This window comes from Bradyrhizobium sp. 191, assembly GCF_023100985.1.
Classification (GTDB): Bacteria; Pseudomonadota; Alphaproteobacteria; order Rhizobiales; family Xanthobacteraceae; genus Bradyrhizobium; species Bradyrhizobium diversitatis.
The window spans coordinates 2,164,727-2,185,421 of sequence record NZ_CP064692.1 but is presented as its reverse complement, the minus strand read 5'-3'; the positions used below and the strand labels follow the sequence as shown (position 1 = coordinate 2,185,421).

General features: G+C 64.9%; 17 protein-coding genes and 1 pseudogene. 11 read left to right on the top strand and 7 right to left on the bottom strand.

The features are described 5' to 3' along the window. Positions 1-23: 23 nt before the first annotated feature. A complete protein-coding gene (locus IVB23_RS09975) occupies positions 24-1,361 on the top strand; it encodes a sorbosone dehydrogenase family protein (RefSeq protein WP_061878310.1) in 1,338 nt (445 codons plus the stop codon). Positions 1,362-1,657: 296 nt separating this feature from the next. Here the strand turns inward: IVB23_RS09975 and IVB23_RS09970 are convergent, their stop codons facing one another. Next, positions 1,658-2,458, bottom strand: a complete 801-nt coding sequence (locus tag IVB23_RS09970; protein ID WP_247803393.1) for an SDR family NAD(P)-dependent oxidoreductase — start codon at positions 2,456-2,458, stop codon at positions 1,658-1,660. Positions 2,459-2,715: 257 nt separating this feature from the next. Here IVB23_RS09970 and IVB23_RS09965 point away from each other — a divergent pair, with 257 nt between their 5' ends. Genes IVB23_RS09965 through cyoD form a run of 4 tightly spaced genes read left to right on the top strand, consistent with a single transcriptional unit; the run spans position 2,716 to position 6,563 of the window. Next, a complete protein-coding gene (locus IVB23_RS09965; protein ID WP_247803392.1) occupies positions 2,716-3,549 on the top strand; it encodes a cytochrome ubiquinol oxidase subunit II in 834 nt (277 codons plus the stop codon). Beyond that, positions 3,539-5,539: a cytochrome o ubiquinol oxidase subunit I gene (gene cyoB / locus IVB23_RS09960; protein ID WP_247804811.1), complete on the top strand. Its 2,001-nt coding sequence runs from the start codon at positions 3,539-3,541 to the stop codon at positions 5,537-5,539. The genes IVB23_RS09965 and cyoB overlap by 11 nt, the downstream gene beginning before the upstream one ends. Beyond that, positions 5,539-6,180, top strand: a complete 642-nt coding sequence (locus tag IVB23_RS09955) for a cytochrome (ubi)quinol oxidase subunit III (RefSeq protein WP_061878307.1) — start codon at positions 5,539-5,541, stop codon at positions 6,178-6,180. Before cyoB ends, IVB23_RS09955 begins: the two co-directional genes overlap by 1 nt. Beyond that, the gene (gene cyoD / locus IVB23_RS09950; RefSeq protein ID WP_028177683.1) at positions 6,177-6,563 is read left to right on the top strand and encodes a cytochrome o ubiquinol oxidase subunit IV; all 387 of its coding nucleotides are present in this window, start codon (positions 6,177-6,179) and stop codon (positions 6,561-6,563) included. Before IVB23_RS09955 ends, cyoD begins: the two co-directional genes overlap by 4 nt. Before the next feature lie 319 nt (positions 6,564-6,882). On the opposite strand, the gene IVB23_RS09945 is transcribed toward cyoD, so the two are convergent. Beyond that, positions 6,883-7,671: a thermonuclease family protein gene (locus IVB23_RS09945; RefSeq protein WP_247803391.1), complete on the bottom strand. Its 789-nt coding sequence runs from the start codon at positions 7,669-7,671 to the stop codon at positions 6,883-6,885. Positions 7,672-7,871: 200 nt separating this feature from the next. On the opposite strand from IVB23_RS09945, the gene IVB23_RS09940 reads away from it, so the two are divergent. The 3 genes from IVB23_RS09940 to IVB23_RS09930 all read left to right on the top strand — a co-directional run bounded on the left by IVB23_RS09940 (position 7,872) and on the right by IVB23_RS09930 (position 11,040). Then, positions 7,872-9,470 (top strand): GMC family oxidoreductase, encoded by a 1,599-nt coding sequence (locus IVB23_RS09940; protein ID WP_247803390.1) that lies wholly within the window; start codon positions 7,872-7,874, stop codon positions 9,468-9,470. A gap of 9 nt (positions 9,471-9,479) precedes the next feature. Then, positions 9,480-9,929, top strand: coding sequence for a hypothetical protein (locus tag IVB23_RS09935; protein ID WP_247803389.1), 450 nt, complete (start codon positions 9,480-9,482; stop codon positions 9,927-9,929). Positions 9,930-10,020: 91 nt separating this feature from the next. Next, positions 10,021-11,040, top strand: a complete 1,020-nt coding sequence (locus tag IVB23_RS09930; RefSeq protein WP_247803388.1) for a trypsin-like peptidase domain-containing protein — start codon at positions 10,021-10,023, stop codon at positions 11,038-11,040. 146 nt (positions 11,041-11,186) lie between these two features. On the opposite strand, the gene IVB23_RS09925 is transcribed toward IVB23_RS09930, so the two are convergent. After that, on the bottom strand, positions 11,187-14,663 hold the full coding sequence (locus IVB23_RS09925) for an indolepyruvate ferredoxin oxidoreductase family protein (protein WP_247803387.1): 3,477 nt from the start codon (positions 14,661-14,663) through the stop codon (positions 11,187-11,189). A gap of 156 nt (positions 14,664-14,819) precedes the next feature. Here IVB23_RS09925 and IVB23_RS09920 point away from each other — a divergent pair. The 3 genes and pseudogenes from IVB23_RS09920 to IVB23_RS09910 all read left to right on the top strand — a co-directional run bounded on the left by IVB23_RS09920 (position 14,820) and on the right by IVB23_RS09910 (position 18,486). Then, a pseudogene (locus IVB23_RS09920) lies at positions 14,820-15,768 on the top strand (hypothetical protein). Positions 15,769-16,109: 341 nt separating this feature from the next. Beyond that, entirely contained in the window at positions 16,110-16,808 is a 699-nt protein-coding gene (locus IVB23_RS09915) for an isochorismatase family cysteine hydrolase (protein WP_061878300.1), read from the top strand. Positions 16,809-16,818: 10 nt separating this feature from the next. Further along, on the top strand, positions 16,819-18,486 hold the full coding sequence (locus IVB23_RS09910) for a regulator (protein WP_247803386.1): 1,668 nt from the start codon (positions 16,819-16,821) through the stop codon (positions 18,484-18,486). A gap of 52 nt (positions 18,487-18,538) precedes the next feature. Here the strand turns inward: IVB23_RS09910 and soxA are convergent, their stop codons facing one another. The 4 genes from soxA to soxX are packed head-to-tail and all read right to left on the bottom strand — an operon-like array spanning position 18,539 to position 20,526. After that, positions 18,539-19,318, bottom strand: a complete 780-nt coding sequence (soxA, locus tag IVB23_RS09905) for a sulfur oxidation c-type cytochrome SoxA (protein ID WP_247803385.1) — start codon at positions 19,316-19,318, stop codon at positions 18,539-18,541. After that, positions 19,315-19,632, bottom strand: coding sequence for a thiosulfate oxidation carrier complex protein SoxZ (gene soxZ / locus IVB23_RS09900; RefSeq protein ID WP_247803384.1), 318 nt, complete (start codon positions 19,630-19,632; stop codon positions 19,315-19,317). Before soxZ ends, soxA begins: the two co-directional genes overlap by 4 nt. Next, on the bottom strand, positions 19,632-20,099 hold the full coding sequence (locus IVB23_RS09895; protein WP_247803383.1) for a SoxY-related AACIE arm protein: 468 nt from the start codon (positions 20,097-20,099) through the stop codon (positions 19,632-19,634). Before IVB23_RS09895 ends, soxZ begins: the two co-directional genes overlap by 1 nt. A gap of 4 nt (positions 20,100-20,103) precedes the next feature. After that, on the bottom strand, positions 20,104-20,526 hold the full coding sequence (gene soxX, locus IVB23_RS09890) for a sulfur oxidation c-type cytochrome SoxX (RefSeq protein WP_245311961.1): 423 nt from the start codon (positions 20,524-20,526) through the stop codon (positions 20,104-20,106). Between the last annotated feature and the right edge of the window lie 169 nt (positions 20,527-20,695).

Genomic DNA, 20,695 nt, shown 5'->3' with positions numbered 1-20,695 from the left:
CGTACAGGTGGGGAGAAGGCGACGTGAAGAACAGGACTCCGTACGCGGCGATATCCGCGGGGCTGCTGGCTGCAGTTGCAGCCGGCGCGCAGGCCGAGCCGGTGTTGCAGGGCAAGGATGCCTATGGCGACTGGCGGGCCGACAAGCCCGGCACCGTCAGGTTGATCCAGCCGCAGGATCTGGTCAGGCCCGGCGCCACGCGCTCGGTTGCGAGTTCCGCGCGCGTCGTGCCGCGTCCGCAAGAAGCCTCGCCCCAGGTGCCGGCAGGCTTCAAGATCGAGCTGTTCGCCGAAGGCCTGCGCGCGCCGCGCATCATCCGCGTGGCGCCGAACGGCGACATCTTCGTCGCGGAGACACGGGCAGGTAACATCCGCGTGTTGCGCGCCGGGGAGGGCGGCAAGGTCGCGACCAACGAGGTGTTCGCCAGCGGACTGCGGCAGCCGTTCGGCATCGCCTTCTTTCCGAACGGCGACAATCCGCAATGGGTCTATGTCGCCAACACCGACGGCGTCGTCCGCTTCCCCTATCAGGCCGGCGATCTCAAGGCGCGCGGCAAGGCGGAGACGATCGTGGCAAGCCTGCCGCATGACGGCGGCCATTCCACGCGCGACATCGCCTTCACGCCTGATAACAGGCGCATGCTGGTCTCGGTCGGTTCGCTCAGCAACGTCGCCGAAGGCATGGGAACGCCGCCGGGCGGATTGGAGGCGTGGTCGAGGGCGCAGCCGCTTGGCGCGGCCTGGGCGAGCGAGACCGAGCGCGCCACCGTGCTGGCCTTCAATCCTGACGGCAAGGAGCGGAAGATCTACGCCACCGGCCTCCGCAACTGCGTTGGCCTTGCAATCCAGCCGCAGACCGGTCTGCCCTGGTGCTCGACCAACGAGCGTGACGGCCTGGGCGACGACCTCGTCCCCGATTACGTGACCAGCGTGAAGGAGGGCGCGTTCTACGGCTGGCCCTGGTTCTACATCGGCAGCAATGAAGACCCGCGCCATGCCGGCGCGCGGCCGGACCTGAAGGACAAGGTGACGGTGCCCGACGTGCTCATCCAGCCACATTCGGCCTCGCTCGGCATGACCTTCTACCAGGGCACGCAGTTTCCGTCCGAATACCAGGGCGACGCCTTCGCCGCCGAGCACGGTTCCTGGAATCGCTCGAAGCGCACCGGGTACAAGGTGATCCGCATCCGGATGAAGGACGGCAAGCCGACCGGCGAATACGAGGATTTCGTTACGGGGTTTGTCGTGAGCGACACCGAGGTGTGGGGCCGTCCGGTCGGCGTCGCCGTGGCGAAGGATGGATCGCTGCTGGTGTCGGAGGATGGGAATGGCACGATCTGGCGGGTGACGCATTCGCGGTGAGCGACTTCTCTTCGCCTCTCCCCGCGTGCGGCAGGGCTATCGCATATGGTGTGAATGATGCTTCGGCGTCGGGACTGGGCTCCCTCTCCCGCTTGCGGGCAGGGGCAATCGCATGTGAGTTTTGCAGAGGTCGTCATGCCCGGGCTTGTCCCGGGCATCCACGTTCTTTGTGCTGCGTGGCAAGGCGTGGATGGCCGGGGCAAGCCCGGCCATGACGATGTGGAGACAGTCGGTGCCCATAGCCACATCTCATATGCGATAGCCCTGCCGCGTGCGGGGAGAGGCAGAAGAACGACCTACCCCCGCCGCACGCTTGCGCCGCCATCCACCGGCAGCGTTACGCCGGTGATGAAGTTCGCTTCGTCGGACGCCAAGAACAGCGCGGCGTTGGCGACGTCCCATCCGGTGCCCATCTTCCCGCGCAGCGGTACCTTGCTGTCGCGCTCGGCTTCGACCTCGGCGCGGGTCTTGTGCCATTCGCGGGCGCGGGTGTCGACGGCCATCGGCGTGTTCATCAGGCCGGGCAGGATGACGTTGGCACGGATGCCGTACTCGGCGTTCTGATACGCCAGCTGTTCGGTGAAGGCAATCATCGCCGACTTGGTCGCCTTGTAGGCGACGTAAGGATACGTTGTGATCGCGGCCATCGAGGAGATGTTGATGATCGCGCCGCCTCTCTGCGAGCGCATGATCGGGATCACCTCCTTCGCGGCGAGTATGCAGCTCTTCAGATTGATCGCGACGACGCGGTCGAACGCCTCCTCGGTCAGTTGCAGCAGCTCGGCGTCGCCGCCGGACAGGCTGACGCCGACATTGTTATGCAGCACGTCGATCCGGCCCCAGCGCGCTTGCGCGTCGGCCACCATCGCCTTGATGTCGGCAGCCTTGGTCACGTCGGCCTTGAAGGCCGCGGCGGTGCCAAGCTTCGCGGCGATCATTGCCACCGTTTCCTGCGCCGACTCCAGATGATGGTCGACGCACAAGACCTTCGCGCCTTCGCGCGCGAAGGTGAGCGCGGTGGCGCGGCCGTTGCCCACGCCTTCGCCGGGACTTTGCCCGGCCCCGACGACGATCGCGACCTTGTCCTTCAACCGCATCTCAGTTCACTCCCCGGCACGGGCACCATTCGCCCCATCATTTTCGTGCAGATTAGCAATCGCCCCGACCGGAGAGAAGGGCGTGGCTCCTGCGTGCATGTCATTGACATCACATGGAATTGCATATTGCGGCCGGCCTGTCGCGCATGACTGAGCCGTGCCGTGCAGGAACCGTTCTGAGCTCGCAGCGTTTGCTGCCGGAGCCTTTCCCGCGCTAGGCTCTGCCCCGGGGGCTCCCAACCGCCAGTGGCTTGCCGATGAATCTGCTCGATCCGCAAGGGCCCGTGGCTACGGGCAACAGCACCATCCTGGTCGATTCCGTCTTCATCATGCTCGTGATCGTGGTGCCGACCATTTTTACGATCCTCGGCTTCGCTTTCTGGTTTCGCGCCTCGAATCCGAGAGCGCGCTACCAGCCTGGCTTCGTCTATTCCGGCCGCGTCGAAATGGTGGTGTGGTCAATCCCTGCACTCACGGTCATCCTGCTCGGCGGTGTCGCCTGGATCGGTTCGCACCAGCTCGATCCGGCCGCGCCCGTGCCGGGCACCGGAAGTCCGGTACGGATCCAGGCCGTGTCACTCGACTGGAAATGGCTGTTCATCTATCCGGACCAGCGCATCGCCACCATCAACACGTTGACGGTGCCTGCGGGCGCCGAGCTGAATTTCCAGCTGACATCGTCGAGCGTCATGAACACGTTCTTCATCCCGCAGCTCGGCAGCATGATCTACACCATGAACGGCATGGTGACGAGGCTCAACCTGCGTGCCGACAATGAAGGCAAGCTCCAGGGCCTGTCCGCGCATTTCTCCGGCGACGGGTTTCCCGACATGATGTTCGACGTCAACGTCGTCTCGCCGCTCGCCTTTCCGGAATGGGTGGCGAATACCGCGAAGACGGACGCGGTGTTGAATGCGGACAGCTACAAGAAGCTGATGCAGCAGGGCATCGAGAAGGGCCGACCTGTCTATCGCCTGGACGATCCACGGCTGTTCGACCTGATCGCGACCCAGCACATTCCGCCGGGACCAGGGCCGGAGCTCGCATCCGAAGCAGGCCGGGCGCACAGTGGAGGCCATGATGCTCGGTAAGCTCGATTGGTCGGCCATTCCGTTCGATCAGCCGATTCCGCTCGTCGCCGGCGCGGTGGTGCTGGTCGCCATCCTCGGCGTCCTGGCGTGGGTCGTGGTGAAGGGACATCTGCCCTATCTCTGGAGCGAATGGATCACCAGCGTCGATCACAAGCGCATCGGCGTCATGTACATCCTGCTCGCCTCCGTGATGCTGCTGCGCGGCGGCAGCGACGCCATCATGATGCGGATCCAGCAGGCGATCGCCTATCAGTCGCAGGGCTATCTGCCGCCGGAGCACTACAACCAGATCTTCTCCGCGCACGGCACCATCATGATCTTCTTCGTGGCGATGCCCTTCGTGATCGGGCTGATGAACCTCGTCGTGCCGCTCCAGCTCGGCGTGCGCGACGTCGCGTTTCCGACGCTCAATTCGGTCGGCTTCTGGCTGACCGCGACCGGGGCGCTGCTGGTCAACGTCTCGCTCGTGGTCGGGGAGTTCGCGCGCACCGGCTGGCTCGCCTTTCCGCCGTTGTCGGGGCTGGTCTACTCGCCCGGTGTCGGCGTCGACTATTACGCCTGGTCATTGCAGATCTCCGGCGTCGGGACGCTGGTCGCCGGCATCAATCTCGTCACGACCGTGCTGAAGCTGCGCACGAAGGGCATGAACTATCTGCGCATGCCGATGTTCTGCTGGACCACGCTGGCCTCGAACCTTCTCATCGTCGCGGCCTTCCCGATCCTCACCGCCACGCTCGCGATGCTCTTGCTCGACCGCTACCTCGGCTTCCACTTCTTCACCAACGAGGCCGGCGGCAACGTCATGATGTTCATGAACCTGATCTGGGCCTGGGGCCATCCCGAGGTCTACATCCTGGTGCTGCCAGCCTTCGGCATCTTCTCGGAGGTGGTGTCGACCTTCTCCGGCAAGGCGCTGTTCGGCTATCGCTCCATGGTGCTGGCGACCATGGCAATCTGCGTCGTCTCGTTCATGGTCTGGCTGCACCACTTCTTCACGATGGGGGCGGGGCCCGACGTCAATGCCATCTTCGGCATCGCCAGCATGATCATTGCGATACCGACCGGCGTGAAGATCTACAACTGGCTGTTCACGATGTATGGCGGCCGCATCCGCTTTGCGACGCCGATGTTGTGGTCGGTCGGCTTCATGGTCACCTTCATCATCGGTGGATTGACGGGCGTCCTCGTTGCAGTGCCGCCGGCCGACTTCATGCTCCACAACAGCATGTTCCTGGTCGCGCACTTCCACAACGTCATCATCGGTGGCGTGCTGTTCGGCGCCTTCGCCGGCCTGGAATACTGGTTTCCGAAGGCGTTCGGTTTCCGCCTCGACGAGCGCTGGGGCAAGGCCGCGTTCTGGTTCACCTTCCTCGGCTTCTACGTCACCTTCATGCCGCTCTACATCGCCGGCATGCTCGGCATGACCCGTCGCCTGCAGCACTACGACGTCGCGGCCTGGCGGCCCTGGATGATCGTTGCGGCGTTCGGCATGGCCGTGCTGACGATCGGCGTGATCTGCCAGATCGTGCAACTCGTGGTCAGTGTCCGCAATCGTGAGGCGTTGCGCGACCGCACCGGCGATCCCTGGGACGGGCGCTCGCTGGAATGGGCAACCTCGTCGCCGCCGCCGGTGTTCAACTTTGCCTTCAATCCCGATGTGCGCGGCGAGGACGCCTATTGGGAGATGAAGGTCCACGCGCGGCAGCAGTCGCTCGCGCACGAACAGCCGGAATATCAGGACATCGAGATGCCCCGGAATTCTCCGACCGGATTCGTCTGCGCCTTCTTCGCCACCATCATGGGGTTCGCGCTGATCTGGCACATCTGGTGGATGGTGATCCTCGGCGGCCTCGGCGCCTTCGCCACCTTCGTCGTGTTCGCCTGGCGCGACCATGACGAGTATGTCATTCCTGCCGAGGAGGTCGCCCGCATTGACCGCATCAATGTCGAGGAGCGGCGCAGCCTCGTCAGCATGGCGGGAGCAGTCTGATGGCGATGACCGCGACCGCCGACCACGCCCGTGCCGATCCCCATCACATCGGCCTCGTCATCGAGCATCCCGGCCCCGCGCCGAAGCGGATCGTGACCGCCTACGGCTTCTGGGTCTTCCTGCTCTCCGACATCGTGATGTTCTCCTGCTTCTTCGCGGCCTATGCGGTGCTGTCCGGCCAGACTGCCGGTGGCCCGAAGGGCGCGGAGATCTTCGATCAAAGGAATGTCGCGATCGAGACGGTCTGCCTGCTGCTCTCGAGCTTCACCTGCGGGATGGCCAGCATCGCCGCCGACGTGCGCAACCGGTTCTGGTTCTATCTCGGCATGACCGTCACCTGCGTGCTCGGGCTCATATTCCTCGTGCTCGAGTTCCGCGAATTTGCCGATCTCATTGCGCGCGGGTACGGTCCGTCGCGCAGTGCGTTCCTGACCGCGTTCTTCTCCCTGGTCGGCTGCCACGGCCTGCATGTCTCCGCCGGCGTGCTGTGGCTCCTCACCATGATGGCCCAGGTGTTCGCAAAGGGCTTTCGCGCCGACATTCTGCGCCGGATGATGTGCTTTGCGCTGTTCTGGCATGCGCTCGACATCATCTGGGTCGCAGTGTTCTCGGTCGTCTACCTGCTCGGGGGTGCGCCATGAGTGAGCAGACGCATGGAATGGTCAAGCACGACCTCGCACCGGGTGAGGAAGAGCAGCATAGTGTCGGCACGCGGGTCGTCGGATACGTGGTCGGCCTCGTGCTCGCGCTGCTGCTTACGGCGACCTCGTTCTTCATCGCCGGCACCGATCTGGTCTGGCAGCCCTCGATTCCGGTCGCGCTGATCGTGCTTGCGATCGCACAGATGGGTGTGCATCTCGTGTTTTTCCTGCACATCACCACGGGGCCCGACAACACCAACAACGTGCTGGCGCTCGCCTTCGGGCTGCTTGTCGTCTTCCTGGTGGTGGGCGGGACGGTCTGGATCATGGCGCATCTCAACGCGAACATGCCGCCGATGGACCAGATCATGCGGATGCAGTGATCACGCGCAACGATCGCAAGAAGGCGTCACGGGGCATCCGGAGCGCTGACGTTGCCGCGGCGTCATGGCTCGTCCCGGGCACCACGCCTCGGCTTACACAGCGGTGCACAGAAAAGAACGGCCGCTTGCTCGTGACAAGCGGCCAAGTCTAGGGAGGAAACGCCCGAGCAAAGACAATCGGGCCGGAGCCGGATTGTTGCCAAGGAAACGCTCGCGCTAGGCGCTCGCGTACGCATACAAATGCAGCAATTGCGGATGAAGTTCAATCCCGGATCAATACGTAGTCGGAATACTACTCACAGATGCGGAACCAGACGGTTCATTTTGGCCGGCGGCAATTATAGGCCTTGCGGAAGCCGGCGGCCTGGGCGTCGTCCTCCGAGCAGAACCAGCGGTCGGGTCTGGTGGTCGCGGGATAGCTCGGGCATCCCCGCAGATGGTAGATGCCGATATTGCCGGTCACGCGGGCGCGCACCGCAAGCTTGCCCTTGATGCTGCAGCTGGGCGGCATCGTCGGTTCCTCCGGGAACAGCACGGCGCGAATCTCCTTGTCGCGGTCGGGCCGGCAGGCGGCGCCCAGGAGCGTGCCGTCCTTCTTGCCGGCGCGAAAATCTTGCGGTGCAACAAAACAGCCCTTCCAGATCCCGGCGGCAGCTGTCCTGGCTTCGGCTGCGGCGGGCTTGACGTTGGCCTTGATCGGCTCCCGGGCGACGGCAAAGCCGAGCCTGACCAGCTGTTCGTTCAAGGTCGACTTGTCGCCCTCGGCCGTGCAGATCGCCCGGTGTCGCTTGCCGAAGCTCTTTTCCGGCCCGACATCGTCGCAGCGCACCACGCGTCCCTTGATCAGCTTCGTGAGCTGATCGCGGGCCTCGATGCCGCACGTCCAGGCATCGGCGTGATCGTCGATGCAGACCTGGTCCAGCTCGGGCGCATCGACGCCGTCCAGCCGATACGTCACGTCGCCAAGCTGGATGGAGTTGCCGTCGCGGGCCGTCGCGGCGCCGGTCAGCGCCGAGGCAGGGGAGGAGGCGCCCAGAAATCCGGACAAGGCGAAAAACGAAATGAGCGCAAAAACGCGGGCGCTGGCAAAGAAATTTCGGAAGGACATACGGTCTCGCTATCGATGGGCTCGTGCGTCCCGTTCCTAGCATCGGGATGTGGCGATACCAATGGTCTGCACCCCGCGAAGCGCGACATTCCGGCCTCGCGGCTTTACTCGGCCGTCGCTCTGACCCTATCGTTCGCCGGCCTCGCTAGCCGCGAAAGGCCGAATCGCCCGGGAAGCGGCGAGGGGGAGGAAAGCTTGCGATGAAAGACCCCGTGGACGTCCTGATCATCGGCGCCGGCGCTTCAGGTGCGGCGGTAGCATGGTCGCTGGCCGAGACCAAGATGCACATCCTCTGCCTGGAGCAGGGCGGCTGGATGAACCCGGCGGAATATCCCAGCACCGGCCGGGATTGGGAGGCCAAATTCTACGGCGAGTGGTCGTCGAGCCCCAATGTCCGCGGCCGGCCCGAGGACTACCCGATCAACGACGACAACTCCCCGATCAAGGTCGTCAATTACAATGCGGTCGGCGGCTCGACGGTGATGTACACCGCGCATTGGCCGCGGCTGCATCCCTCCGATTTCAAGGTGAAGACGCTGGACGGCGTCGCCGACGACTGGCCGATCGATTACGACGCGCTGACCCCATTCTTCGAGGAGAACGACCGCATGATGGGGACGTCCGGCCTGTCAGGCGATCCACGCTCGCCGCTGACGCATCCGCCGATGCCGCAACAGCCGCTCGGATTGTCCGGCGCCATCATCGGCAAGGCCATGAACAAGCTCGGCTGGCACTGGTGGCCGTCGGATACGACGGTCGCGACCATGGACTATGAGGGCCGGGCACGCTGCATCAATCTCGGCCATTGCACGCCGGCCTGCGCGCAGGGCGCGAAGTCATCCACCGACATCACCTATTGGCCGCATGCGATCCGCGCCGGCGTCGAGCTGCGCACCCATTGCCGGGTGCGGGAGATCACCACCGACGAGAACGGCATGGCTTCGGGCGTGGTCTATTACGACAAGGACGGCGTCGAGCAGTTTCAGCCCGCGCATGTCGTCATCATCGCCTGCAACGGCGTGGGCACGCCGCGCCTGCTTTTGAACTCGGCCTCGGGGCGCTTTCCCAACGGGCTTGCCAATTCGTCCGGCCTCGTCGGCAAGAACCTGATGTTTCATCCCTATGCTCAAATCTACGGATTTGTGAAGGAGCCGACCGACAGCAATCGCGCGCCGCCGACCTGCCTGTGGAGCAAGGAGTTTTACGACACCGACCTGTCGCGCGGCTTCGTGCGCGGCTACGGCATCCAGTTCGGCCGCGGCGCGGGGCCGGTGTTCGAGGCGGTCGCGAGCGAGCAAAAGGGCATTCTGCCATGGGGCGCGGACCATCATCGCGTATTCCGCAAGCTCAACGGTCATCGGCTCGCGGTGTCGGCGATCTGCGAGGATCTGCCCGAGGAGCACAACCGCGTCACGCTCGATCCCGTGCTGAAGGACAGTCACGGCATCCCCGCGCCGAAGGTCGACTATACGATCAGCGAGAACAGCCGGAAAATGATGGAGCACGGGCTGGCACGCGGCAGGGAGATTCTCGAGACCGCCGGCGCGACCGACATCTGCATCAACAATCCGATCCCCTGGGGCGGCTGGCATCTGCTCGGCACCGCGCGGATGGGCACCGACCCCGAGCGTTCTGTGGTCAACGAATGGGGCCGCGCGCACGACGTGAAGAACCTCTTCATCGTCGACGGCAGCATCTTCGTCACCTCGGGCGGCGTGAACCCGACGTCGACCATCCAGGCCCTTGCGCTCTACATCGCCGACCAGATGAAGCAGCGCCTCGCCAATTTGTTCGATTAGAGGATTGCCATGTCCGAGCAACTGACCCTCACGCCGCGGCAGCGCCAGGACTTGCGCACCATCGCCGCGATGATCATTCCGCCAAGCGAGGAATACCGCGTTCCGGGCGCCGATGACGACATCATCCAGGCCGACATCCTCGCAACGCTCGGCCGCGACACCAAACAGGTCGTGGCGGCGCTGGATCACCTGTCGCGGCTCGCCGGCATGCCGCTGGCCGATCTCGAGCCCGCCGCGCGCGACGGCGTCGCCCAGCAGTTCCGCATCTCCGGCGGCGCCGCCGCCGCAACGCTCGTCCGCGTGGTCCTGCAATGCTACTACCGCGACGACCGCGTGTTCGGTTCGCTGGGGCTCGAGCTCCGCGCGCCATTCCCCAAGGGCCATGTGCTTCCCGATGGAGACTGGACGCTGCTCGACCCGGTCAAGGCCAGAGGCGGCTCGCTGAGGCGAGCGCCCTAGCCATCTGGGCAGTCCAGCCCTGCGCTCCAGGCGGGCACCTTGCGCGGCAGGACACAGGCCACCATCTGTGTGAGCCTCAAGGACTCTTGCCATGCTGGACTTCACCTCAGACATCGTCGATGACGCCCCGTCATCGCGAACGACAACATCTGCCCCTGTCGACGACCGGGCCCTGCTGGATGCCTATTCCAATGCCGTGATCGACGTGACCGACCGCGTCGGTCCCGCGGTCGTGCGCGTCGAGACCGGGCCGAAGGTGCCGAACGGCCGCGAGCGCGGCGGGCTCGGCTCGGGTATCGTGATCTCGCCGGATGGCCTCGTCCTCACCAACAGCCATGTGGTCGGCAGTTCGAAGGAAATTCGGCTGCGCGACGTCGAGGGCCACGTCGGCGACGCCCAGGTGCTCGGCGTCGATCCCGATACGGACCTCGCGCTGCTGCGCGCCAACGGCGCGCGCCACTTGCCCTATGCCGCGCTCGGTAATTCCAAGACCCTGCGCCGCGGCCAGCTCGTGATCGCGATCGGCAATCCGCTCGGCTTCGAATCGACCGTGACCGCCGGCGTCGTCTCGGCGCTCGGGCGCTCGATCCGCTCGGTCGGCGGGCGCACCATCGAGGACGTGATCCAGACCGATGCCGCGCTCAATCCCGGCAATTCGGGCGGGCCGCTGGTGTCGTCGCATGCCGAGGTCATCGGCATCAACACCGCCATCATCAACGGCGCGCAAGGGATCTGTTTTGCGGTCGCCAGCAACACCGCGCAATTCGTGCTGTCGGAGATCATTCGCCACGGTTACGTCCGCCGCGCCTATATCGGCGTTGCCGGGCAGACGGCACCGGTCCCGCGGCGGCATGCGGTGCTGGCCGGCGTCGAGAACAAGATGGGCGCGCTCTTGATGCATATCGAGCCGGATGGACCTGCGGCCAAGGCGGGCCTGTTGCCCGGCGACGTCGTGATCAGGCTCGACGGCGTCGAGATCAACGGCGTCGACGATCTGATCCGCGTGCTCGACCGCGACCGGATCGGCCGGCGGCTCGCCATCGACGTGCTGCGGCTCGGCCGCCTGCGGGCGATCGACATCGATCCGATCGAGCGCAAGCCGGGGCGCTAGCGCGGAGCAGTGGAGAACACGTCTCCACAATCTCGTCATTGCGAGCGGAGCGAAGCAATCCAGAATCGTTCCGCGGCGACAGTCTGGATTGCTTCGTCGCAAGGGCTCCTCGCAATGACGCGTGGAGAGGGCTTGAGCTCTAACCGCTACTCCGCAGCTGCCGCAAAGCGGCTGTTCTCGAGCTCTGCTTCCAGCCGCGCCGTCTCCGCCGCCGCCAGCCTGATGTTGGCTTCCTTGACATGGCCGAAGCCGCGGATGGTCTGCGGCACGCGCGCAAGCCTTGCCAGCAGCGGGATCTGCTCCGGCTTCAGCCCTGTGATCCGCTGATCGATCATCGATAGATAATCGGCGATCAGCTTCCGCTCGGTCCGGCGCTCCTCGGTGCGGCCGAACGGATCGAGCAGGCCGCCGCGCAGGAACTTGAGCCTGGCGAGCAGGCGGAAGGCGTGGATCATCCAGCTGTCGAACTCCTGTTTCTGCAGATGTCCGGTCGTCTTGTCGCGCTTGGCGAAGATCGGCGGTGCCAGGTGATACTTCAGCGTGAAATCGCCGTCGAACTTCTCCGACACTTTCTTGGCAAAGCTGCCGTCAGTGTAGAGACGGGCGACTTCATATTCGTCCTTGTAGGACATCAGCTTGAACAGGTTCTTTGCGACCGCTTCGGTGAGCTCGGTTGACCCCGGCGAAGCCGCGCTCTCCGCCTTGCGCACCTTGGCGACGGCTGCGAGGTAGCGGTCGGCATAGGCCTTGTCCTGATAGAAGGTCAGGAATTCCGCGCGCGTCGCGATGATGTCGTCGAGCGATTTCGCCGGCGCGAACGCTCTCGCTTTGAACTGAAGCACGCTGCGCACGCGCGACATGTCGTGGGCGGCGAGGCGGCCCCAGGTGAAGGCGAGCTTATTCATCTCGATCGCGGCGCCGTTGATCTCGATGGCGCGAAGCAGGGCCTCCAGCGATAGCGGGATCGCGCCCTTCTGGAAGGCGAAGCCGAGCATGAACGGATTGGTCGCGATGCTATCGCCCATCAGTGCCGAAGCAATGCCCGTGGCGTCGATGATGTCGAGGTTGTTGTCGCCGACGGCGTCGCGCAGCACGGTCTGCATCGTTCCCATCTCGAAATCGAGATCGGGGTTCTGCACGAAGCTGGCGGTCGGCTGCAGGTCGGCGTTGATGTAGGCCTTGGTCACGCCGCGCTCGGCGCGGCTGAGTGCGGTCGGGCCGGCCGAAACGATCATGTCGCAGCCGAGGATGACGTCGGCACCGCCGGTGGTGATGCGGACCGCGGAGATGTCCTCCGGCTTCGGCGCGATGCGGACATGGCTCATCACCGCGCCGTTCTTCTGCGAGAGGCCGGTGAAATCCAGTGCCGAGCAGCCGCGGCCGTCGACATGGGCGGCCATGCCGAGCAGGGCGCCGATGGTGATGACGCCCGTGCCGCCGATGCCGGTGACGAGGATGTTGTAGGGACCATCGAGCTCACGCGCCGGCGGCAGCGGCAGATCGGCGAACAATTGCCCGGAATCGACCGCCGAGGTCTTCATGCGTTTGAGCGTGCCACCGTGCACAGTCACAAAACTCGGGCAGAAGCCCTCGACGCAGGAGAAGTCCTTGTTGCAGTTCGACTGGTCGATCTGGCGCTTGCGGCCGAACTCGGTCTCCAACGGCTGCACCGAGACGCAATTGGAGGCCTGCGAGCAATCGCCGCAGCCTTCGCAGACCAGCTCGTTGATGAAGGCGCGCTTGGCGGGATCGGGATACAGCCCGCGCTTGCGGCGGCGGCGCTTCTCGGCGGCGCAGGTCTGGTCGTAGACGATGACGGTGAGGCCCTTGATGTCGCGCAGCTCGCGCTGCACGGCATCAAGCTCGCGGCGGTGATGGATCGTCGCGCCTTGCGGGAAGTAATTGCCTTGCGGGTACTTGGCGGGATCGTCCGAGACGATCGCAAGCCGCTTGACGCCTTCGGCCCAGACCTGATGCGCGATCTGGGCGACGTTGAAGGCACCCTCGGCCGGCTGGCCGCCGGTCATGGCGACGGCATCGTTGTAGAGGATCTTGTAGGTGATGTTGATGCCGGTGGCGGACGCGGCGCGGAGCGCCAGAAGACCGGAATGGGTATAGGTGCCGTCGCCGAGATTCTGGAAAATGTGCTGCTCGGTGGTGAAGGGCGATTGGCCGATCCAGTTCACGCCCTCGGCGCCCATATGCGAGATCAGGTCTGTCCGGCGGGTCGGCATGCTCAGGGCCATGCCGTGGCAGCCGATGCCGGCCATGGCGCGGCTCCCCTCCGGCACGCGCGTCGAGGTGTTGTGCGGGCAGCCCGAGCAGAAGAACGGCGTGCGCGCGAGCTTGATCGGCGTGCTTGTCGTGACCGGGTTGTCGAAGGCCTCGAGCCGGGCGAGGCGCTGTTCCAGCACCGGGCTGTGATGGCCGAGCTTGCGCAAACGCACCACCAGTGCGGCCGCGACGATGGTCGGTGTCAGTTCGCCCTCGCTCGGCAGCAGCGGTGCGCCGCGCTCGTCGCGCTTGCCCGTGACGGTCGGACGGCGGGATGCATCGACGTTGTAGAGGATGCGCATCAGCTGGTCTTCGATGAAGCCGCGCTTCTCCTCGACCACCAGCACGTCCTGAAGACCTTCGGCGAAACGTTTGGCGCCGCTTTCCTCGAGCGGCCAGGTCAGCGCGACCTTGTAGATGCGCAAGCCGAGATCCTGCGCGTCCTTGTCGGTGATGCCCAGATCGGCGAGCGCCTGGCGCAGGTCGAGATAGGCCTTGCCGGTCGCGACGATGCCGAGCCGCGCCGGCTTTGAATCGAGCACGATGCGGTCGAGCTGGTTGGCGCGGGCGAAGGCCTGCACCGCGGCCATCTTCGGGCCGAACAGCCGCTTCTCGGCTTCCAGTGGCGGATCGGGCCAACGGATGTTGAGGCCGCCGGGCGGCATCTCGAAATCGTCGGGCAGCCTGATCTGGATACGTTCGGGATCGCTGTAGATCGACGCGGAGCTCTCGACGGTCTCGCTGATCGCCTTGAAGCCGACCCAGCAGCCGGAGAAGCGCGACAGCGCGAAGCCGTAGAGGCCGAGATCGAGATAGTCCTGCAGCGTCGCCGGATTGATCACCGGAATCAGCGCCGCCGCGAACACCTGCTCGCTCTGATGCGCCAGCGTCGAGGACTGGCAGCCGTGGTCGTCGCCGGCAAGCGCGAGCACGCCGCCGTTCAGCGAGGTGCCGGCCGCATTGGCATGCTTGAGCGCGTCGACCGAGCGGTCGACGCCGGGACCCTTGCCATACCAGATACCGAACACGCCATCGACCTTGGCGCCGGGAAACAGGCCGACCTGCTGGCTGCCCCAGACCGCGGTCGCGGCCAGGTCCTCGTTCAGTCCGGGGACGAAGGCAATGTCGTGCTGCTGGAGATGCGACTTCGCGCGCCACAGCGCGTGGTCGTACATGCCGAGCGGGGAACCGCGATAGCCCGAGATGAAGCCGCCGGTGTTGAGCCCCTGAAGCCGGTCGCGTTCGCGCTGCAACATCGGCAGTCGAACCAGAGCCTGGGTGCCGGACAGAAAGATCCGCTTCGATTCGAGCCGGTATTTGTCGTCCAGCTCGACCTGCATCAGCGTCATTTCGGAAGTCCTTGGCTCTCGGGGTTTGCGCTGCGGGAGGGATTGCGGCTGCGCGTCGCGAATTGTGACAGTCAAAAGCATGTCACAGCGAAGTCAATATCGCTGGCCGCATCCGTGGCGGTCCTGTTAGTCATGGCTGCCTGTGGAGGAAAAGCCATGACTGCAAACGCGTTCGAGACCGAGATCACCGAGACCACGGAGGCGCTGATCGGCCCGTGGCGCAGGCCGCGGCAGATGCTGCAAGCGCAGGTCTACGATGCGCACGCCTCGATCCATGACGATGCCACCGCCCAGAAGCTGGGCTTCAAGGGCGGCACCATCGAAGGCCCCACGCATTTCAGCCAGTTCGCACCGCTCGGCGAGCGGCTGTGGGGACAGGCGTGGTTCGACACGGGCTGCCTTTCCGCACATTATCGCAGCGTCTGCTACGAAGGTGAGGAAGTGCAGGCGATCGTGTCGAAGCCATTGCCCGGCACGAGCCTATGCCAGATTCAGATGGTCAAGCGCGACGGCACCGAGGTGATGCGCGGTACGGCCTCGGCCAGCGATGCGCCGGTTGCGACCGCGCTCGAGACGCGCCTCGGCGAGCTCAAGCCGCTGACCGATCCCGTGATCCTGCGCGATGTGAAGGTGGCGCAGACCGGCAAGCGGCAACCTGTGCGCATGGCTTTCGATCAGAACATGGGCGACCTCTATCCGTTCTCACTCCGGCAGAAGCTCGCCGTCATCACCGAGAACTCGCCCTACTACTCGAGCGCGGATAGTCCCTGGGGCAGGCCCATCATCCCGATGGAGATGCTGAACGTGCTGTTTCAGTACCGCTCCAAGGACGATCCGTTGCCGGCCAAGGGCCCGGCTGTCGGCCTGTTCGCCGACCAGGAGATCCGCCTCGTGAAGGGCCCGCTCTTCGTTGGCGAAGAGTACGAAGCGCGAGGTGGTCGCGCTCTCCGGCAGCCGCCGCACCGAAAGCGCCTGGGTAAAGACGCGCGTGTTCGACAGTGCGGGCGCGATGGTGGCGACCATGCTGCTGAACATGGCGACACTGAAGGACTCGTATGCGCCGTATGAGAGCGAGTACCGGCAGCTGTATGGGGCGGGGCGGTAGGGGCAAGGCGTCGCCACACACCTGCGTCGTCATTCCGGGGTGACGCGTAGCGTCGAGCCCGGAATCCATTTCACCTCAGGTACTGCGGCCCGATGGATTCCGGGCTCGCGACTGCGTCGCGCCCCGGAATGACGGCTGGTGAAAGTCTCGCCACCGCTTAAGCATTGAGCAAATGCACGCCGTAAAAGCGCCGCGCAGCGAATGAGCACACGCGCACTTAAGCTCGTAACATTTTGACAGAGCAGATAATTTCTCGAAGCTCTCCTTCCAATCGGAATTGTACACAATGGCACGGCGCTTGCAGAACTCCTGGCCAAGAGAGTTCTCGCGGGGCCTGCGTCATGTTGAACTCAGCCAAGCCGACAAAGGGCGTCATCAGCGCCGAGCCCGAGCCGATCACGCTCGACTGGCCCGCCACCGCGCTTCTCATCATCGACATGCAGCGCGACTTCATGGAGCCCGGTGGCTTCGGTGAAACGCTGGGCAACGACGTCAGCCAGCTTGCACGCGCGGTGAAGCCGATCGGTACGGTGCTGACGGCCGCGCGCGACACCGGCATGCTGGTCATCCACACCCGCGAGGGGCATCTGCCTGATCTCTCCGACGCCCCGCCGGCGAAGGTCGAGCGCGGCGCGCCGAGCCTTCGCATCGGCGATCCCGGTCCGATGGGGCGCATCCTCATTCGCGGCGAGGCCGGCCACGACATCATTCCCGAGCTCTATCCGCTCGACAGCGAAATTGTGATCGACAAGCCCGGCAAGGGGGCGTTCTACGCGACCGAGCTCGGCGACGTCCTTGGGAAATACGGCATCGAGAATTTGCTGGTGTGCGGCGTCACGACAGAAGTGTGCGTCAACACTACCGTGCGCGAGGCCAATGATCGCGGCTATCGCTGCGTCGTCATCTCCGACGGCTGCGCATCCTACTTCCCCGAGTTTCACGAGATGGGCCTGAAGATGATCAAGGCCCAGGGCGGCATCTTCGGCTGGGTCGCGGATTCAGCCGCAGTTCTGGAGGCAATGAAGGTTTCGACCACATAGGGGTACTATCATGAGCACATTGACGGGGTCGGCCGGCAGTTCTGAGCTGAACAAGTCCGAGTTCAAGCCGGCGCTATGGACATCGGGCGACTGGAACGCGCTTTTCGGCTTCGGCACCAACATCCTCGTCAACATGCTGGTGCTCACGGGCCTGTTGCGCTTCGTGCTGAAGATGCCCGACAGCCTCGTGTTCGGCCGCATCCTGCCCGCGCTCGGGCTGATGATGTGCCTGTCCACCTTCTATTATGCGTATCTCGCGTACCGGCTGGCGCAGAGGACCGGCCGCAACGACGTCTGCGCGCTGCCCTCCGGCGTCAGCGTGCCGCACATGTTCATCGTCACCTTCGTCATCATGCTGCCGATCACGCTGAAGACCGGCGACCCGCTCAAGGGCTGGTCGGCGGGCCTCGTCTGGGTGTTCTTTCAGAGCTTCATTCTCATGATCGGCGGCTTCATTGCGCCGTTCATCCGCAAGATCACGCCGCGCGCAGCGCTGCTCGGCACGCTTGCCGGGGTCTCCGTCACCTTCATCTCGATGCGGCCGGCGCTGGAGATGTACATGACGCCGCAGATTGGTCTGGTCTGCTTCGCCATCATCCTGGTGAGCTGGTTCGGCGGTGTGAAGTATTGGCGCGGCATTCCCGCCGGTCTCGTCGCCATTGCCGTCGGTATGGTCATCGCCTGGGGCTCGAACCTGTTCGGGCTCGGCCTTGGCGGCTTGAGCCTCAAAGGCGTTGGCGCTGCCTTCGCCAACTTCGGCTTCTCGGTGCCGATCCCGGCAATAGGCTATGTCTTCTCCGGCTTCGAATTCCTCGGCATCATCCTGGTCACCGCCATTCCGTTCGGCATCTACGACCTCGTCGAGGCTATGGACAATGTCGAGAGCGCGGAAGCGGCCGGCGACGACTATCCGACCACGCGCGTGCTCACCGCTGACGGCGTCGTCAGCCTGATCGGCTGCCTGATGGGCAATCCCTTCATCAACGCCGTCTATATCGGCCACCCCGGCTGGAAGGCGATGGGCGGCCGGATCGGCTACTCCGCGGCGACCGGCATCATGGTCGTGGTGCTGGCCTGGTTCGGCATCATCTCGGTGTTGCTGGCGCTGGTGCCCGTCGTCGCGATCTCGCCGATCCTGCTCTATATCGGCATGCTGATCGGCGCGCAGGCGTTCCAGACCACGCCGGTCAAGCACGCGCCCGCCATCGTGCTGGCGCTGACCCCGCATCTGGCCGCCTGGGCCAAGCTCCAGATCGATACGATGCTCGGCTCCACCATGAACGCGGCGGCAACCGTCGGCGGAATGGCGGCCGACAAAGCCGATGCGGTCAAGGCCGCCGCGATTGCCGCGCTGCCGCAGCAGGGCGTGTTCTATCACGGCCTTGAGGTGATGGGCGGCGGCTCCATCCTCGGCGGCCTCATCCTCGGCGCGATCGGAGTCTTCATCATCGAACGGGATTTCGAGAAGGCGTCCGCCTTTGCGCTGGTCGGGGCCGTGCTGACTTATTTCGGCTTCATGCACGGCGAGGCCGTCGACATCGGCGGCGGCTTTGGCGTGACGCCCGCGGTCGCGCTGGCCTACGCCGTGATGGCCGCCGGCCTGTTCGCCGCCGCCAAGCTCGGCGCCAGCGAGCCCTACGTCGCGCATCCGGAGATGTCGGCCGCGCCGGCGGAGTAGGCGTGGCCTCAAGTCTCGCGGAACGGCCGGGCGGTGTCCCGGCCGGTTCCTTTCAGGGACGCACCGCCGGCGTCTCCATCGGCAGGCCACGCGCCCGCGACATCAGATAGAGCTCGAGCGCGACCAGCTCGGGCGAGCCGTAGTCATAGGCCTGGGCGCGGACGCCGGTCATGCAGCTGCGCAGCCGCCGCGCGAGCGATCCCAGCGTCTGCCATTCCAGGCGGTAGAGCGGATAGCCGGTCGGCTGTCCCTGCGTGATCGGCGCGCCCGCAAGGCGCTTGTCGAAATTGTCGTCATGGCAGTTGGTGCAAGCGAGGTTGAGCTGGCCCTCGCGCTGCATGAAGAGCGCGCGGCCCTGCGCGACAAAGGGTTTGGCTTGCGGATCGTCACCGGCCGTGATCGGGATGCCGCGCGACTGGTGGGCGACGAAAGCGGATAATGCGAGCAGGTCGCGGCTCTCGTAGGGCAGCGGCGCCGCCTGCTGATGATCGGCGCGGCAAAGATTGATCCGCTGATCGAGCGTGACGGGACGGCCGAGGGACTTGTCGAAGGAGGGGTAGCGCGCCGCGACGCCCTTCATGCTGCTGCGCGCATCGCCATGACAATCCGCGCAGGCTCTGCTGGCGCTGCCGGTCTTCTTCGCCCAGAGCGCTTCGCCGTCGAGCACGAACAGCATGCCGGGATTGGTGGTGTCGTCGTCCTGCATGGCGCGCGTGTCCGGGCCCATGAAGGTGTAGCCGGAGCGGCGTGCATCGGGTGGGATTTCACCGGCGAGCAGGGCAGGAGCTGCGGTGAACAAGGTTGCCACCGCTATCGCGCGCCAGGAGATCATTCGATCGTGATCGATGCCGACGCGGTTGTCGAATAGCCGTTATCTCCGATCCATTCGAACTCGAATTTGCCGCTGTCCTTCGCGACCGTGAAGAACGACAAATATGGGTTCGCCGCGATCGCCGGAAACAGATCGGCGCGAAAAATCTCCGTGCCGTTGTAGCGACATGCAAAGCTCGTGATGATGTCGCGCGGCACCAGCTTGCCGTCGGCGGTGTGGCGGAAGCCGGTCTCCATGATGTGCGAGGTCAGCGTGCGGATCTCGATGATGTCGCCGCGTTTGGCCTTCGAGGGAACGTTGATGAGGGCGGCCATCAGTTCGTCTCCTCGGTGCAGGCGGCCAACGTCACGACGACGTCCGCGGCAACCTGCCAGAACGTGTCGTCGGAGAGATGCGCGATCGCGACGACCTTCTGGGTATCGGCGAGCCGGATCCGGGTCGAGACCTGGGCTCGGCCGGTGGAGTGGCCGAAATAGAAATTGCCGATGTTCGGCTGCGGGTTCTTTTCGTTGAAGACGTGGATGCTCTTGACGTGGTCATCGGCCGTCATCGGGCTTGCAACGCTCACCGTCATCGGCACCGTGTTGCCGTTCTCGACCAGCGGCGGAATGTCGAGCTTCACCCTGCCGTTGCGAATCTGTGCTTCGCCGACGACGTTGCGGATCGCGGTGTTGAGCATTGCCGGCGTTGCTTCGATCGGCCGCAGCGTGACGATCGGGATGGTGCCGGCGACCGTCACGCCGCCGGCGAGGCCCAGGAATTGTCGTCGCGTGGTTGGCATGAACCTAGTCCCGAAGCGTTGCAAGAAAAGCCACGATGTCCTCGATCTCCGCAGCCGACAAGATCGGCTTGCCGGCGAAGTTGCGTCCGACGCGGACGAGGCCGTCGGCGCGATAGTAGGACGGCATGATGGTCTGCGGGTTGAAACGCGAGGCATCGACCAGTCGAAGCCGCAACTGGCTCACCGACCACCGGTTCCCGGCGCCGGTGAGATCAGGCGCGAGATCGCCCTGGAACCGGGTTTCCGGAAATGGCCCGGAATGGCAGAGAATGCAGGTCGTCGTGCGCGCCAGCACCAGCGCGCGCCCGCGCGCGGCATCGCCGGGGAAACCTGTGAGCGAGGCGGGAATGCTGTCGCTGACGATTGTGTAGGGCAGGAGCTCTTCGGCTCTCGCGCCGGCGGCAAGTGCAAGGCTTAGCGCGATCACCGCAGCGACAATCGAAGGAATGTGAGACGAGAGATCAAGCCGCGGCCTCCTCTTGCCTCTCCCGCTTGCGGGAGAGGTCGGCGCGCAGCGCCGGGTGAGGGTTCTTTCCTCTGGGGGAGTCTTCGCTGTTGAGACATCCTCTCCCCAACCCTCCCCCGCAGGCGGGGGA